Here is a 13,989-nt window from a genome sequence, read left to right as displayed (position 1 = left end):
AAGAGCAATCAGCTCAAAAACTTCTGCAGCAGGTCATTGAGAAAGAGTTGCCCGCGGTCGGTGGCCGCCAGGCGTGACGGTTCGACCTGCATCAGGCCACTTTGTTCTGCCTCGCGGCGAGCTTCATCGAGGCTGGCCAGTTCGAGGCCGGTACGCTCGGCGTAAAGCCTGGCTTCGACGCCGTCAGTGAGGCGCAGGGCGTTCATCAGGAACTCGAACGGTAACTCTTCGTTGGTCAGTTCTTTCGCGCCGGCCTGGTAGTTTTTCGCCGGGTTGAGGTAGTCCTTCGGCGCCCGGGTTTTCCAGGTGCGCACGATGCGCCCATCCGGATGGCTGAGCTTGCCGTGGGCGCCGGCACCGATGCCGATAAAGTCGCCAAAGCTCCAGTAATTCAGGTTATGCCGCGCCGGCCGTCCCGGTTGGGCGTAGGCCGAGACTTCGTACTGGGCGTAACCGTGTTCGGCGAGCAACGCCTGGCCGGCTTCCTGGATGTCCCACAGGGTGTCGTCTTCCGGCAGCACGGGCGGCTGGTTCCAGAACACGGTGTTGGGTTCCAGGGTCAGTTGATACCAGGACAGATGCGTGGGCTTTAGGGCAATGGCCTGGCGCAGGTCGCCCAGGGCGTCCTCCAGGGACTGATCGGGCAAACCGTGCATCAAGTCCAGGTTGAAGTTGTCGAACCCGGCCTGGCGCGCCATGCCGGCGGCACGCACGGCTTCGTCACCGTTGTGGATGCGGCCCAGGGCTTCGAGTTTTTCCTGCTGGAAACTCTGGATGCCAATCGACAGCCGATTGATCCCCAGCTTGCGGTACGCCACGAACTTCTCTTGCTCGAAGGTACCGGGGTTGGCTTCCAGGGTGATCTCGATATCGCCGGCAAACGGGATGCGCGCTTCCACGCCCTTGAGCAACCGGCCCAGGGCAACGGCGCTGAACAGGCTTGGGGTGCCGCCGCCGAAAAAGATCGAACTCAGCTCACGGCCGTACACCGCGTGCAGGTCCTGATCGAGGTCGGCCAGCAACGCGTCGACGTACTCTTCCTCCGGCAGCACCTTGCTGGCGGTGTGGGAGTTGAAGTCGCAATAGGGGCATTTGCGCACGCACCACGGGATGTGGATATACAGCGCCAGGGGCGGCAGGTGAGGCAGGGCCGCCCGAGGTGTTTGCGCGCCACCGAGAATCAGTGGCTGCGCGGAGGTGTTCTGGGTCATTTCAGGCCCAGGCGCTGGCGCAGCAAATCCATTGCGCGGGCGCGGTGGCTGATCTGGTTCTTGTCGGCCGGGCTCAATTCGGCGCTGGAGACATTGCGCTCCGGCACCCAGAACAACGGGTCATAACCGAAACCGTGCTCGCCGCTGGCCGCATGCAGGATGCGACCGTGCCACAAGCCTTCGCAGAGGATCGGCAATGGATCATCGGCGTGACGCACCAGGGCCAGCACGCAGACGAACTGCGCGCCGCGCATCGCGTCGGGCACGTCCTTGAGGGCGTCCAGCAGCTTGGCGTTGTTGGCCGCGTCGCCTTTACCGTCGGCGTAACGTGCCGAGTAGATGCCAGGCGCGCCGCCCAGGAAGTCCACGGCCAGGCCCGAATCGTCAGCCAGTGCCGGCAGGCCGGAAATACGCGCGGCGTTGCGGGCCTTGAGGATGGCGTTCTCGACAAACGACAGGCCGGTCTCTTCCGGCTCTACCTGGCTGAACTCGCCAATCGAGCGCAGTTGCACCGAGTCGCCGAGCATGGCCTGGAGTTCTTTGAGCTTGCCGGCGTTATGGCTGGCCAGTACGAGTTGAGTAAGGTTCATCATTGCGCCGGAAACAGTTCCTGGTTGAATTGGAAGCTATGGGCTTTGCCGCCGGTTTCAACATTGATGGTAAACGTCTTGTATTCCCGCTGTGTCACAGAGTATGGCGCGAGGTAATTAATCCCGCCTTTCTCGTCGATTTGCTTGAACGTCAGGATCTCGCTCTTGCCGCCCAGGTCCTTGATAGTGCCTGTCACTTGCGCGGCCACCGGGGTTACGCCCTTGATCACGGTCACGTTGATCAAGCCCTTCTCCTTGCTGCGCACCACGCCAACTTTCTGGGCGGTTTCCGGCTGCAGGAAGCTGGAGGTGAAGGTGTTGTAATGAACGGTGATATCGCCGAATTCTTTCTGGCGATTACCGTCGATAACATCCGCCGCCATAGCGCTGACGCTCAGGCACGCGGTGAGTAGAAAAACAGCCAGGCGACTCATGATCGTCCTCCTCGAAAATGGTTAGACGGCAATCTGGTGGTCCGTCAGGCCCGGGCTGCTGACCCGGTAGATCCCGATCTCACCCAGCAGGTTGGGCCATAGCTTACTCGCCCAGCCGTGACGATGCTGTTGATCGACGGCAAGGCGGTTGATGACTTTGGCTTCGCGCTCGCCACACAGCGCTTCGAAGTCTTCAAAGGTGCAGAAGTGGATGTTGGGCGTGTTGTACCAGGTGTACGGCAGGAAGTCCGACACCGGCATGCGGCCCTTGGTGGCCAGGTACCAGCGGCAACGCCAGTGGCCGAAATTGGGGAAGGTGATAATGCACTGGCGGCCGACGCGCAACATTTCGTCGAGGATCCGGTCCGGGTAGTGCACGGCTTGCAAGGCCTGGGTCATGACCACGATGTCGAAGCTGTTGCTGGCAAAGTTGCCGAGGCCCTTGTCCAGGTCCTGCTCGATCACGTTGATGCCCTTGGCCACGCACTGGGCGATGTTGTCCGGGTCGTTTTCCAGGCCATAGCCGGTGACTTGCTTGTTGTCGCGCAGCCAGCTCAGCAGTTCGCCGTCGCCGCAACCGAGGTCGAGCACGCGGCTGCCGGCGGGGATCCAGTCTTGGATGATTTCCAGGTCGGCTCTCATGGCGTTCTCACCGTGCTATTCGATTCATGTAGTTGCTGAAGGCCTGCAGGTAGCGCGGGATCGGGATCAGGAAGGCGTCGTGGCCTTGCGGTGCGTCGATCTCCAGGTAGCAGACGTCTTTCTTGGCGGCCATCAGCGCATCCACCAATTCCCGCGAGCGGGCCGGGGAGAAGCGCCAGTCGGTGGTGAACGACATCACGCAGAACTTGGCGGTGGCCGCCTCGAAGGTGCGCGCCAGGTCATCGTCGAAGTTCGCCGCCGGGTCGAAGTAGTCCAGGGCCTTGGTCATCAGCAGGTAGGTGTTGGCGTCGAAACGCCCGGAAAACTCCTCGCCCTGATAACGCAGGTAGCTCTCGACCTGGAATTCGACGCTGTGGAAGTCGTAGTTGAGCTTCTCGCTCTTGAGGCCACGGCCGAATTTCTCGCCCATGGAGTCATCCGACAGGTAGGTGATGTGCCCGACCATGCGCGCGAGCATCAGCCCGCGCTTGGGGATCACGCCCGCTTCCTGGAACGAACCGCCGTGGAACTCGGGGTCGGTCAGGATCGCCTGGCGCGCCACTTCGTTGAAGGCGATGTTCTGCGCCGACAGCTTGGGGGCCGAGGCGATGGCCAGGCAATGGCGCACGCGGTCCGGGTAGGTGATGGTCCATTGCAGGGCCTGCATGCCGCCCAGGCTGCCGCCGATCACGGCGGCCCATTGGGCGATGCCCAGTACGTCGGCCAGGCGCGCCTGGCTGTGCACCCAGTCTTCCACGGTCAGCACCGGGAAATCGGCGCCAAACGGCTTGCCGGTTTCCGGGTTGAGGCTGCTGGGGCCGGTGGAGCCGTTGCAGCCGCCGAGGTTGTTCAGGCTGACCACGAAGAACTTGTTGGTGTCGATGGGCTTGCCGGGGCCGATGCAGCTGTCCCACCAGCCGGGCTTGCGCTCGTCCATGCTGTGGAAACCCGCAGCGTGGTGGTGGCCGGACAGGGCGTGGCAGATCAGCACGGCATTGCTGGCCGTGGCGTTCAGTTGGCCGTAGGTTTCATAGATCAGGTCGTAGGCGGGCAGCGAACGGCCGCAGGCCAGGGCCAGCGGTTCGCTGAAGTGCGCCACTTGGGGCACGACCAGTCCAACAGAATCGGGGGGGAAGGCAGTTGGCATCGACCCTGCTCTCGTTTAAATGAGGCGTAAGTCTAAAGACCGCTGCACCCAGCGGCAAGCAAAGGCCTGCGGCTGGTGTTTTTAAGGCTTTTTGTGGCGAGGGAGCTTGCTCCCGCAGGACCGCGAAGCGGTCCCGGTCCGGTTGCCGCGATTTTGCAGATGCAACGCGGTCGGCCGTTTTGGGGCTGCTGCGCAGCCCAGCGGGAGCAAGCTCCCTCGCCACGTTGTCGTCAGATCAGACCGAACAGTTCTTTGGGCATGAACGCGTAGAAAGCCAAGCGTGGAATCACCCAGCTTTGCAGCAGCTGAATCGCGATAAACGCGAAGATCGGCGAGATATCCAGGCCACCCAGGTTAGGTACCAGGCGACGGAACGGTGCCAGCACCGGCTCAGTGATCTGTGCCACCAGTTCGGCACCCGGGCTGCGGCTGCCCGGAGCGACCCAGGACAGGATCACGCTGATGATCATCGACCAGAAAATGATCTTCAGGAACAGCGAGAAGATCCCGATCAAGGCCCACGGCAGCAACAGCAGCGTGGTGGCCTGATAGCCATTGAGCAGCAGGATGACCGCGAACAGCAGGATCTGCAGCAGCAGCGCCAATACCAGCGACGACATGTCCAGGCCGAACAGGCTCGGGATCACCCGGCGCAGAGGCTTGAGCAGCGGCTGCGTGGCCTTTACCACGAACTGGCACAGCGGGTTGTAGAAGTTCGCCCGCACCAGTTGCAGGATAAAACGCATCAGCACGATCAGCAGGTACAGGCTGCCCAGGGTCTGGATGATGAAAATGGCAGCGTCATTGATTCCGAGCATGTTTGATTCCTATGTGGGGGACGACTATTTGCCCAGCTGCTCGGCCATTTCAGCCGAACGATGTGCTGCGGCACCCAGTGCTTTTTCCACCAGGGCTTCAAAGCCCCCGGCCTGGAACGATTCGATTGCCGCCTGGGTCGTGCCGCCGGGCGAGGTCACGCGACGGCGCAACTCGGCCGCGTCGACATCGCTGGTCACGGCCATCTGCGCGGCGCCCAGTGCGGTCTGCTCGGCCAGTTGCTCGGCGACTTCCTGCGGCAGGCCGAGTTTCACGCCAGCGGCGGTCATGGCCTCGATCAGCAGGAAGAAATACGCCGGGCCACTGCCGGAGACGGCGGTGACGGCGTCCAGTTGCTGCTCTTGTTCCAGCCACACGGCGAGACCTACGGCGGACAGCAGCTCTTGTGCCTGGTCGCGCTGTTGGGCAGTGACTTCGGATGTGGCGTACAAGCCGCTCACGCCCTTGCGCAGGAGCGCCGGGGTGTTGGGCATGCAACGCACAATCGGCTGGGCGCCGAGCCAGTGGGTCATGCTGGCGCAAGTGATGCCGGCGGCGATGGACACCACCAGTTGATGGGGCTTGAGGCTAGGCCGCAGGCTTTCGCACACGGCTTTCATGGCTTGTGGCTTGACCGCCAGCACTACCACGTCCACGCCTTCAATCGCTTCTGCGTTGTCGGCGAAGGTGTCGATGCCGTGCTCGGCGCTGACGCGGGAGCGGGTGTCGGCGCCCGGGTCGCTGGCGCGAATCTGTTGTGCTTCCAGGCCCTTGGCCCGCAGGCCGCCGATCAGGCTGGCCGCCATGTTGCCGGCGCCGATAAAGGCAATACGCGTGTTGCTCATGACAGGTCCTTACTCAGATGGAAGTCAGCCATTTCAAGGCTGGCCATAGTCGCGGGCACCAAACAGGGCGGTACCGATCCGCACCCAGGTGGCCCCTTGGGCGATGGCCGACTCAAGGTCATGGCTCATGCCCATGGAAAGTGTGTCGAGCCCCAGGTCGAGGCTCGCTTGCAGGTCGCGCACGGTGGCGAAGGCTGCGTCTTGCTCTGCACGGTCGTCGGTCGGCTCGGGAATCGCCATCAGGCCGCGCAGCTTCAGGCGCGGCAGGGCGCTGATGGCTTCGGCCAGGGCGGGCAGGTCGGCGGGTGTACAGCCGGACTTGCTGGCTTCGCCACTGACATTGACCTGGATGCAGATATTCAGCGGCGGCAGGTCAGACGGGCGTTGTTCGGACAGGCGTTGTGCGATTTTCAGGCGGTCCACGGAATGCACCCAGGCGAAGTTCTCGGCGATCGCACGAGTCTTGTTCGATTGAATGGGGCCGATGAAGTGCCAACTCAAGGGCAGGTCGGTTAATTCGGCCTGTTTGCCCAGGGCTTCCTGCAGATAGTTCTCGCCAAAGTCACGCATCCCGGCGGCATAGGCTTCGCGCACGGCCTGTGCGGGTTTGGTCTTGCTCACGGCCAGCAGGTGCACGCTGCCTGCGTCGCGCTGCGCGGCCTCGGCGGCTGCCCGGATCCGCTCGGAAACCAGGCCGATGTTGTCTGCTATGGTCGACATTCAAGTTGCGCCCGTGGATATGGAGTCCGCGGCATTCTACTGGAAATGGAAAGCCCTATGGATATCACTGAACTGCTGGCCGCCGGCGTACGCCTGCGGGCCTCGGACCTGCATCTGTCGGCGGGGTTGGCGCCGATGCTGCGAGTGGATGGCGAGGTCTGGCCACTCGATTGGCCTGTACTTGCGCCGGTGCAAATGACGGCGTTGCTCAGCCCTTTGCTGAACAATCACCAGCAAAAGGATTTCGAAACATCTCTTGAAACGGATTTTGCCTTCGAGTTGCCCGAGGTGGCGCGGTTTCGGGTGAATGTGTTCCAGCAGCACCGGGGCATGGGCGCGGTGTTTCGTACCATCCCCTCAACGGTGCAGAGCCTGGAACACCTGGGGTTGGGCGAGGTGTTCCGGCGCATCGCAGACCTGCCACGGGGGTTGGTACTGGTTACCGGGCCGACCGGTTCCGGCAAGTCCACCACCCTGGCAGCGATGATCGACTACCTCAACACCCATCGCCGTCAGCACATCCTCACCCTTGAAGACCCGATCGAGTTTATCCACCACCCGAAAAATGCCCTGATCAACCAGCGACAGGTGCATCGCGATACCCACAGCTTCTCGGCTGCCCTGCGTTCGGCATTGCGGGAGGACCCGGATGTGATCCTGGTGGGCGAATTGCGGGACCTGGAAACCATTCGGCTCGCGCTGACGGCGGCGGAAACCGGGCATCTGGTGTTCGGCACGCTGCACACCACGTCGGCGGCTAAAACCGTGGACCGGGTGGTGGATGTGTTTCCGGCGGGGGAAAAGGCCATGGTCCGCTCGATGCTCTCGGAGTCATTGCAGGCGGTGGTCTCTCAGGTGCTGGTGAAGAAGGTCGGCGGCGGGCGGGTGGCGGCTCACGAAATCATGCTTGGCACACCGGCGATTCGTAATTTGATCCGCGAGGACAAGGTGGCGCAGATGTATTCGGCGATTCAGACCGGCGGGGCGTTGGGGATGACGACGCTGGACATGAGTTTGAAGGCGTTGGTCAGCCAGGGGCTGATCAGCCGGGAACATGCCCGGGAGAAGGCGAGGGTGCCTGGGGATATTTAAGGTCGCGTGGGCGATGAAAAACTAATGTGGGAGCGGGCTTGCTCGCGAATGCGGTGTATCAGTCAAGCATGTATCGACTGACACTCCGCATTCGCGAGCAAGCCCACTCCCACACAAGCCTGCTCTCACATCAGCCTGATATCAGCGCTGCACAATCCGCAGGTTGTTCTGTTCTTTAGGCAGGACACGCTTGGCAATCACGTAGTTCTTGTCCCAGAACGGCTTCTTCAGCGTATCGATGCTCACGGACTTGCCACGACGCGGTGCGTGGATGAAACGGTCGTTGCCCAGGTAGATGGCAACGTGGTTCACCTGGCGGCTCTTCAGTTTGAAGAACAGCAGGTCACCCGGTTTCAAATCCTTGCGCTCAACCTTCAGCCCGTGGCCGGCGGCCATGGCGTTGGAAGTGCGCGGCAAATCCACGGCTTTTACGTCGTTAAACGCATATTTCACCAAACCACTGCAGTCGAACCCTTTACTTGGGCTGCTGCCGCCCCAACGATAAGGAGTACCGAGCACGTTGACGGCACGGCTGAGGACGTTGCTGCTTTGCTTGGTGTTGACGGCCATCAGCCCTGGCGCTGCATTACCGTGGGCCTTGCTCAGTTGAGTCGGGCGCTTCACGGTCAGCTTTACCGATTTGGCGGAGCTGGTGGTGGCGTGAACTTTAGGGGTGAAACCGTTAACGTTGGGAAGTCGTTGCTCACGATTGGTGGCGTGGGCGGCCAGTGGCATTAATAGGCAAATGGTTAGCCATGTCTTGAAAAATGGTCGCATTAGGCGTGGCTCTTTTTGGTTTGCGCGCAACTTTATAACAGCTTTTTGTGTCGTGCTAAGGCCGTTTGTCGACTGAACCCTGGGGTCAAATTCAGGAAAACCGTGACGAATTGCCGCGATTGTCCTACACAAGTCAGGCGGTATAAGGCTTTGAGGGAAGCGAAGATACCATTTGCCGCATGTCGGGCGCCCGTAAAAAAGTCACAAAGAAACCAGAAATATTTATCTATCGAGGCTAAAGAGGTACTCCATGAACACCTATCGACAGGATGTTTCGCAACAAGACACCCACAGCAAGGTGATCGGCTACCTGCTTTGGATTTTCGGTTTTACCGGTGCTCACCGCTTTTATTACGGCAAGCCGGTGACCGGGACGATCTGGTTTTTCACCTTCGGTTTGTTCGGGATTGGCTGGTTGATCGACTTGTTCCTGATTCCGGCAATGGACCGCGAAGCGGACCTGCGATTTACCGCCGGGCCGATCGAGTACAACGTGGCCTGGATTCTGTTGGCGTTCCTGGGTGTGTTCGGTTTGCACCGCATGTATCAGGGCAAATGGATCAGCGGGATCATTTACCTGCTGACCGGGGGCTTGTTCCTGATCGGGGTGCTGTATGACTTCTGGACGCTGAATACGCAGATTTCGATCCGCAATGCCGAGCGCAACGGCGGCCGATAAGATGTGTGAAGATCCAAATGTGGGAGCGGGCTTGCTCGCGAATGCGATGTGTCAGTCGACATCTCTATTGACTGACCCACCGCTTTCGCGAGCAAGCCCGCTCCCACATTTACTGTGCCCACTCCGGATTGGATTTAAGCCTGGTAGCTGATCCGCCCATCCACCAGCGTGTACCGCACAGTCGCCGGCAGGCTATGGCCGATGAATGGGCAGTTTTCACCCTTGGACAGCCAGTGTTCCCCGGCAATCGTGGAGCTGGCCGGATCAAACAGCACCAGGTCCGCCGCCGAGCCCACCGCCAGCTTGCCCGCCGGCAGGCGCAGCGCCTCGGCAGGGCCCGCACTGAGGCGCGCCAGCAGGGTCGGCAGGTCCAGCAAACCATCTTCCACCAACGTCATTGCCAGCGGCAGCAACAGCTCGACGCTGCTGATGCCTGGCTCCGTCGCGCCGAACGGCGCCAGCTTGGCATCCCGCTCGTGGGGCTGGTGATGGCTGGAGATCGCCGAAACCACCCCGGACTTCACCGCCGCCCGCAAACCGTCACGGTCAGCGCGGGTACGCAGTGGCGGCTGCACGTGATACAGGCTGGAGAAGTCGATCAGCGCCTCATCCGTCAGAATCAGCTGATACAGCGCCACATCCGCCGTCACCGGCAATCCGCGGGCTTGGGCCTGAGCGATCAGGGCCACGCCGCGAGCGCTGGTCAGCTGGCTGAAGTGCGCGCGTACGCCGCTTTGTTCCACCAGCAGCAGGTCGCGGGCCAGGGCCACGGTCTCGGCGGTTTCCGGGATGCCCGGCAGGCCGAGGAAGCTCGCGGTGGCGCCTTCGTGGGCCAGGCCGCCTTCGGCCAGGTCACGGTCCTGGGAGTGGAAAATCACGGTCAGGTCGAAAGTCGCCGCATATTCCAGCGCACGGCACAGGGTGCGGGTGCTGCGAAAGCTCTCCAGGCCGTTGCCGAAGGCCACGCAGCCTGCGTCGCGCAGGGCGATCAGTTCGGCCAGTTGTTCGCCGTCCAGCCCTTTGCTCAGGGCGCCGATGGGGAACACTTTGCAGTTGCCGGCTTCGCGGGCGCGGTCGAGGATCAGTTCGGTCACCGCCGAGGTGTCCAGCACCGGTTTGGTGTGGGGCGGGCAGCACAGGCTGGTCACGCCACCGGCAGCGGCGGCGCGGGTTTCGCTGGTAATGTTGCCCTTGCGGCTGTAGCCCGGCTCACGCAGGGCGACGTTCAGGTCAACCAGGCCAGGCGCGGCGATCAGGCCTTTGGCGTCGATAGTTTCGCTGGCGCTGAAGCCTGCGGGTGCGGCGCCGATGGCAATGATCTTGCCGGCTTCCAGGTGCAGATCGGTGACTTGATCCAGGCCGCTGGCCGGATCGATGACTCGGGCGCCGAGAATGCTGAGCTTCACTGGGCGTTCTCCTGCTCGAATTGACGTTGCGCGGTTTGCCCGCTCATGGCCATGGACAACACCGCCATGCGGATGGCGATGCCGTACGTGACCTGGTTGAGAATCACCGACTGCGCGCCATCGGCCACCGCCGACTCAATCTCCACGCCACGGTTGATTGGCCCCGGGTGCATCACGATGGCGTCCGGCTTGGCGCCGGCCAGGCGTGCGGTGGTCAGGCCGAACAGGCGATAGAACTCGCCTTCGCTCGGCAGCAGGCCGCCCGCCATACGCTCGCGCTGCAAGCGCAGCATGATCACCACGTCCACATCCTTCAGGCCTTCGGCCATGTCGGTGTAGACCTTCACGCCGTACTGCTCGATACCGATCGGCAGCAGGGTCTTGGGGGCGATCACGCGGATGTCCGGGCAACCCAGGGTTTTCAGGGCCAGCATGTTCGAGCGTGCAACCCGCGAGTGCAGGATGTCGCCGACAATGGCCACCGAGAGGTTTTCAAAGCTGCCCTTGTGCCGCCGGATGGTCAGCATGTCGAGCATGCCCTGGGTCGGGTGGGCGTGACGGCCGTCGCCGCCGTTGATGATCGCCACATTCGGGCACACGTGCTCGGCGATGAAGTGCGCAGCACCGGAATCGCCGTGGCGCACCACGAACATGTCGGCGGCCATGGCTTCCAGGTTGCGCAGGGTGTCGAGCAGGGTTTCGCCCTTGCTCGCCGACGAGGTGGACACGTTCAGCGTGATCACGTCAGCCGACAGGCGTTGGGCCGCCAGTTCAAAGGTGGTGCGGGTGCGGGTCGAGTTCTCGAAGAACACGTTGCAGATGGTCTTGCCGCGCAGCAACGGGACTTTCTTCACCGCCCGGCCGCCGACTTCGAGAAACGAGTCGGCCGTGTCGAGGATTTCGGTGAGCAGTTCGCGGGGCAAGCCGTCGAGGGACAGGAAGTGTTGCAGCTGGCCCTGAGCATTGAGCTGCAGCGGGCGCTTGGCATCTAGAGGCGTCATCGCGGGGACTCTTTACAAGGCGGTTTAAAGGGCAAGGTCTTGCAGTTCGAGTTCGAGCGGCGTGGGACCGGACAATTTTACCCGCTGGTGGGCTTCCAGGGACAGGGTGGCGCCGACCACGTCCGGGCTGATCGGCAATTCGCCGGCGTCCAGGTCCAGCAGGCAGACCAGGGTCACGCTGGCCGGGCGGCCGTAGTCGAACAGTTCGTTCATCGCGGCGCGGATGGTGCGACCGCTCATCAGCACGTCATCGATCAGCACCAGGTGCTGGCCTTCGATCTCGAACGGCAGGGCCGAGGGGCGCACTTGCGGGTGCAGGCCGTTCTGGCTGAAGTCGTCACGATAGAAAGACACGTCCAGGGTGCCCAGGGGCGAGTCGCTGCCCAGTTCTTCCAGCAGCGCCTGGGCCACCCACACGCCACCGGTGCGGATGCCGATAAAGCGCGGCTCGCTGATGGCACGGTGTTCCAGGTGCGCCTTGAGGCGGATCGCCATCTGGCTGATCAGGTCGGCGGGATTGGGCAGGCTCATGGGTGCTCCTTCTAGGCCTCGCGCAGGCAAGGTCCGGGCTCAAACGTAAGAAGACGCGGCAAGCCGCGTCAGTCAGGATTCAAATAAAGCGGTGTTTTCATCCAGCCAGCCCTGCAACAGCAGGGCCGCGGCGATGGCATCCACCGGGTTGTCGCGGTAACTGCCTTTCTGCCCGCCACGGTCACGGCGCTCGCCCTTGGCTTCGAACGTGGTCAGGCGTTCGTCGTGGGTATAGAAGGGCAGGTTGTAGCGGCCGTTCAGGCGGCGGGCGAACTTTTCGGCCCGCAGGCACATCTCGCTCGGGGTGCCGTCCATGTTCAGCGGCAGGCCGACCACCACGGCGTCGGGCTTCCACTCCTTGATCAGGGCTTCGACCTGGTTCCAGTCCGGCACGCCGTTCTGGGCCTTCAGGGTGCACAGCTCGCGGGCCTGGCCGGTAATCACCTGGCCGACGGCGACGCCGATCTGTTTGGTGCCGTAGTCGAAACCGAGGATCAGACGCAAGGCCATCAGGCGTGCCCCGCCTGGCTGGTCAGCAGGCTGAGGTTGATCCGCAGCTTGGCGGCGGCCGCTTCCAGGCGCAGTTCGCTGGGGGTGTTGAACAGGATGTCGGCATCGAACGGGCAGGTCAGCCAGGCATTGCTCGCCAGCTCCGCCTCCAGTTGCCCGGCTTCCCAGCCGGCGTAGCCGAGGGTGATCACACTTTGATCAGGCCCCACGCCGTCGGCAATCGCGAACAGGACGTCCTGGGACGTGGACAGGGACAACCCTTCAAGGTCCACGGTCGCCTGGAATTTCGGCCCGGTGGGGTGCAGCACAAAACCCCGGTCCGTCTGCACCGGCCCGCCGATGTAGATCGGTACGTGCTGGCAGCTGGCGGGTGGGTCGATGTCCGGGCGCAGTTGCTCGAGGATATCGGCCAGGTTGAGGTCTTGCGGGCGGTTGACCACCAACCCCATCGCACCATTGGCGGTGTGCTCGACGATGTAGGTCAAGGTCTGCGCAAAGTTCGGGTCGGCCATATGGGGCATGGCGATCAGGAATTGGTGCTTGAGGTAGGTCGGGCTGACATTTTTCATGTCCGCTAGTGTGGCGTTGGAGGGGCGAACTGACAAGCTGAGGATGCGCAGGAAATCACCGCCAGCATCAATTGCTCGACAGCCGATCACCCTTGGCAAAGCGCCAGGTGCGAATGATTTCCAGGCGGTCGATGTCGTTCAGGTCTCCGGTAAACGGCGCAAAAGGCGCCGCCAGCCGCACGATGCGTTGCGCTGCCTGGTCCAGCAGCGGTTGGCCGGAGGACTCCAGCACCTGCACCTCGTACAAGGTGCCGTCGCGGTTGATCGACACCAGCAGTCGCAAATTGCCGTAGATCTGCTGGCGACGGGCTTCGTCCGGGTAGTTCAGGTTGCCGATGCGCTCGACCTTCTTGCGCCACTCATCCTTATACCAGGCGCCTTTGTCGCGCATGGTGGAGGCGGCGTTGAGGCGGTAGATCCGCGGGCGCTTGGCGTACAGCTGTTGTTCGTGGGCCAGTTCGGCTTCCAGGCTGGAGATCTCACTGGAGAGTTGCGAGCTGTCAAAAGTCGGGGCCGGCGGGGCCGGCGTGGGTTCGGTCTTGGCCTTTTCGCGCTGGGTCGGGGCTTTTTGCGGCTTGGGCGCCACGGTGGTGACCGCCGCCTTGGGTGCGGCCTGTTTCACCTCCGGCTTGGGCGCCGGCGGTGGCGTGACCTTATTGACCTTGTTGTCCTGGAATGGCGCGACTTCAGTGGTCTTGGGCACGGCCTTCTTGTCGAGGGTGCCGCTGCCTTGCTGGTTGTCCTGGGCGAGAAAGTCGGCCTTTTCGGGCTTCTTTTCGCTTTTGAACGTGGCGAGGGTGATTTCCAGGGTCTTGGTGATCTGCTTGGGTTCGGCAAAGGTGAAGCCCAGGCCGAGGATCAGCGCCAGGTGAATCAACGCCGCCAGAAACAGGGTAAATCCGAGCCGATCAGCCGGGCGCACGCCGCTGTGGGAGAGTTCGGGGGGCAGATCGGACGGGAGCGTCATGACAAGAAAACCAACATCGCGCGTTTCACAGGTGGCGCATGATAACGCAATG

Annotated in this window: 17 protein-coding genes; 2 read left to right on the top strand and 15 right to left on the bottom strand. The window is 62.4% G+C overall.

Going from position 1 to position 13,989, the window contains the following annotated elements; all coding sequences use genetic code 11:
* Positions 1–8: 8 nt before the first annotated feature.
* From hemW to HX818_RS13085, 8 genes are all read right to left on the bottom strand, one after another.
* On the bottom strand, positions 9–1,211 hold the full coding sequence (gene hemW / locus HX818_RS13120; RefSeq protein WP_256343980.1) for a radical SAM family heme chaperone HemW: 1,203 nt from the start codon (positions 1,209–1,211) through the stop codon (positions 9–11).
* Positions 1,208–1,804 carry an RdgB/HAM1 family non-canonical purine NTP pyrophosphatase gene (gene rdgB / locus HX818_RS13115; protein ID WP_008434161.1) on the bottom strand — a complete coding sequence of 199 codons (597 nt, stop codon included), beginning with the start codon at positions 1,802–1,804 and terminating at the stop codon, positions 1,208–1,210. Before rdgB ends, hemW begins: the two co-directional genes overlap by 4 nt.
* Entirely contained in the window at positions 1,801–2,235 is a 435-nt protein-coding gene (locus HX818_RS13110; RefSeq protein WP_177020246.1) for a DUF4426 domain-containing protein, read from the bottom strand. Before HX818_RS13110 ends, rdgB begins: the two co-directional genes overlap by 4 nt.
* A 21-nt stretch (positions 2,236–2,256) precedes the next feature.
* Positions 2,257–2,877 (bottom strand): methionine biosynthesis protein MetW, encoded by a 621-nt coding sequence (gene metW / locus HX818_RS13105; protein WP_003213768.1) that lies wholly within the window; start codon positions 2,875–2,877, stop codon positions 2,257–2,259.
* A gap of 7 nt (positions 2,878–2,884) precedes the next feature.
* Complete coding sequence (locus tag HX818_RS13100; protein ID WP_134327467.1) at positions 2,885–4,024, bottom strand: homoserine O-acetyltransferase; 1,140 nt, start codon at positions 4,022–4,024, stop codon at positions 2,885–2,887.
* 230 nt (positions 4,025–4,254) lie between these two features.
* Entirely contained in the window at positions 4,255–4,842 is a 588-nt protein-coding gene (locus HX818_RS13095; RefSeq protein WP_003213764.1) for a YggT family protein, read from the bottom strand.
* 24 nt (positions 4,843–4,866) lie between these two features.
* Positions 4,867–5,685 (bottom strand): pyrroline-5-carboxylate reductase, encoded by an 819-nt coding sequence (gene proC, locus HX818_RS13090; RefSeq protein ID WP_008434156.1) that lies wholly within the window; start codon positions 5,683–5,685, stop codon positions 4,867–4,869.
* 33 nt (positions 5,686–5,718) lie between these two features.
* Positions 5,719–6,405, bottom strand: a complete 687-nt coding sequence (locus tag HX818_RS13085) for a YggS family pyridoxal phosphate-dependent enzyme (RefSeq protein WP_134327465.1) — start codon at positions 6,403–6,405, stop codon at positions 5,719–5,721.
* A gap of 57 nt (positions 6,406–6,462) precedes the next feature.
* Here HX818_RS13085 and HX818_RS13080 point away from each other — a divergent pair, with 57 nt between their 5' ends.
* Positions 6,463–7,497 carry a type IV pilus twitching motility protein PilT gene (locus HX818_RS13080; protein WP_177020245.1) on the top strand — a complete coding sequence of 345 codons (1,035 nt, stop codon included), beginning with the start codon at positions 6,463–6,465 and terminating at the stop codon, positions 7,495–7,497.
* A 141-nt stretch (positions 7,498–7,638) separates the two neighbouring features.
* Here HX818_RS13080 and HX818_RS13075 read toward each other — a convergent pair whose 3' ends face one another.
* Positions 7,639–8,274, bottom strand: coding sequence for a C40 family peptidase (locus HX818_RS13075; RefSeq protein WP_023659314.1), 636 nt, complete (start codon positions 8,272–8,274; stop codon positions 7,639–7,641).
* A 250-nt stretch (positions 8,275–8,524) separates the two neighbouring features.
* Here HX818_RS13075 and HX818_RS13070 point away from each other — a divergent pair, with 250 nt between their 5' ends.
* Positions 8,525–8,953 carry a TM2 domain-containing protein gene (locus tag HX818_RS13070; RefSeq protein ID WP_003213752.1) on the top strand — a complete coding sequence of 143 codons (429 nt, stop codon included), beginning with the start codon at positions 8,525–8,527 and terminating at the stop codon, positions 8,951–8,953.
* Positions 8,954–9,087: 134 nt separating this feature from the next.
* Here the strand turns inward: HX818_RS13070 and HX818_RS13065 are convergent, their stop codons facing one another.
* The 6 genes from HX818_RS13065 to HX818_RS13040 form a co-directional block, all read right to left on the bottom strand.
* Positions 9,088–10,359, bottom strand: a complete 1,272-nt coding sequence (locus tag HX818_RS13065; protein WP_003213750.1) for a dihydroorotase — start codon at positions 10,357–10,359, stop codon at positions 9,088–9,090.
* Complete coding sequence (locus tag HX818_RS13060) at positions 10,356–11,360, bottom strand: aspartate carbamoyltransferase catalytic subunit (RefSeq protein WP_003213748.1); 1,005 nt, start codon at positions 11,358–11,360, stop codon at positions 10,356–10,358. The genes HX818_RS13065 and HX818_RS13060 overlap by 4 nt, the downstream gene beginning before the upstream one ends.
* 24 nt (positions 11,361–11,384) lie before the next feature.
* Positions 11,385–11,891, bottom strand: coding sequence for a bifunctional pyr operon transcriptional regulator/uracil phosphoribosyltransferase PyrR (gene pyrR / locus HX818_RS13055; protein WP_003213746.1), 507 nt, complete (start codon positions 11,889–11,891; stop codon positions 11,385–11,387).
* Between the two features lie 72 nt (positions 11,892–11,963).
* Positions 11,964–12,401, bottom strand: a complete 438-nt coding sequence (gene ruvX / locus HX818_RS13050) for a Holliday junction resolvase RuvX (RefSeq protein WP_003213744.1) — start codon at positions 12,399–12,401, stop codon at positions 11,964–11,966.
* Positions 12,401–12,970 (bottom strand): YqgE/AlgH family protein, encoded by a 570-nt coding sequence (locus HX818_RS13045; protein WP_003213742.1) that lies wholly within the window; start codon positions 12,968–12,970, stop codon positions 12,401–12,403. The genes ruvX and HX818_RS13045 overlap by 1 nt, the downstream gene beginning before the upstream one ends.
* A gap of 67 nt (positions 12,971–13,037) precedes the next feature.
* Entirely contained in the window at positions 13,038–13,937 is a 900-nt protein-coding gene (locus tag HX818_RS13040) for an energy transducer TonB (RefSeq protein ID WP_003213740.1), read from the bottom strand.
* Positions 13,938–13,989 lie beyond the last annotated feature (52 nt).

The sequence above is a fragment of the Pseudomonas sp. F9001 genome, assembly GCF_013385435.1.
Taxonomy (GTDB): domain Bacteria; phylum Pseudomonadota; class Gammaproteobacteria; order Pseudomonadales; family Pseudomonadaceae; genus Aquipseudomonas.
The sequence above is the reverse complement of the archived record's forward strand: the minus strand, read 5'-3'. Positions and strand labels throughout refer to the sequence as shown.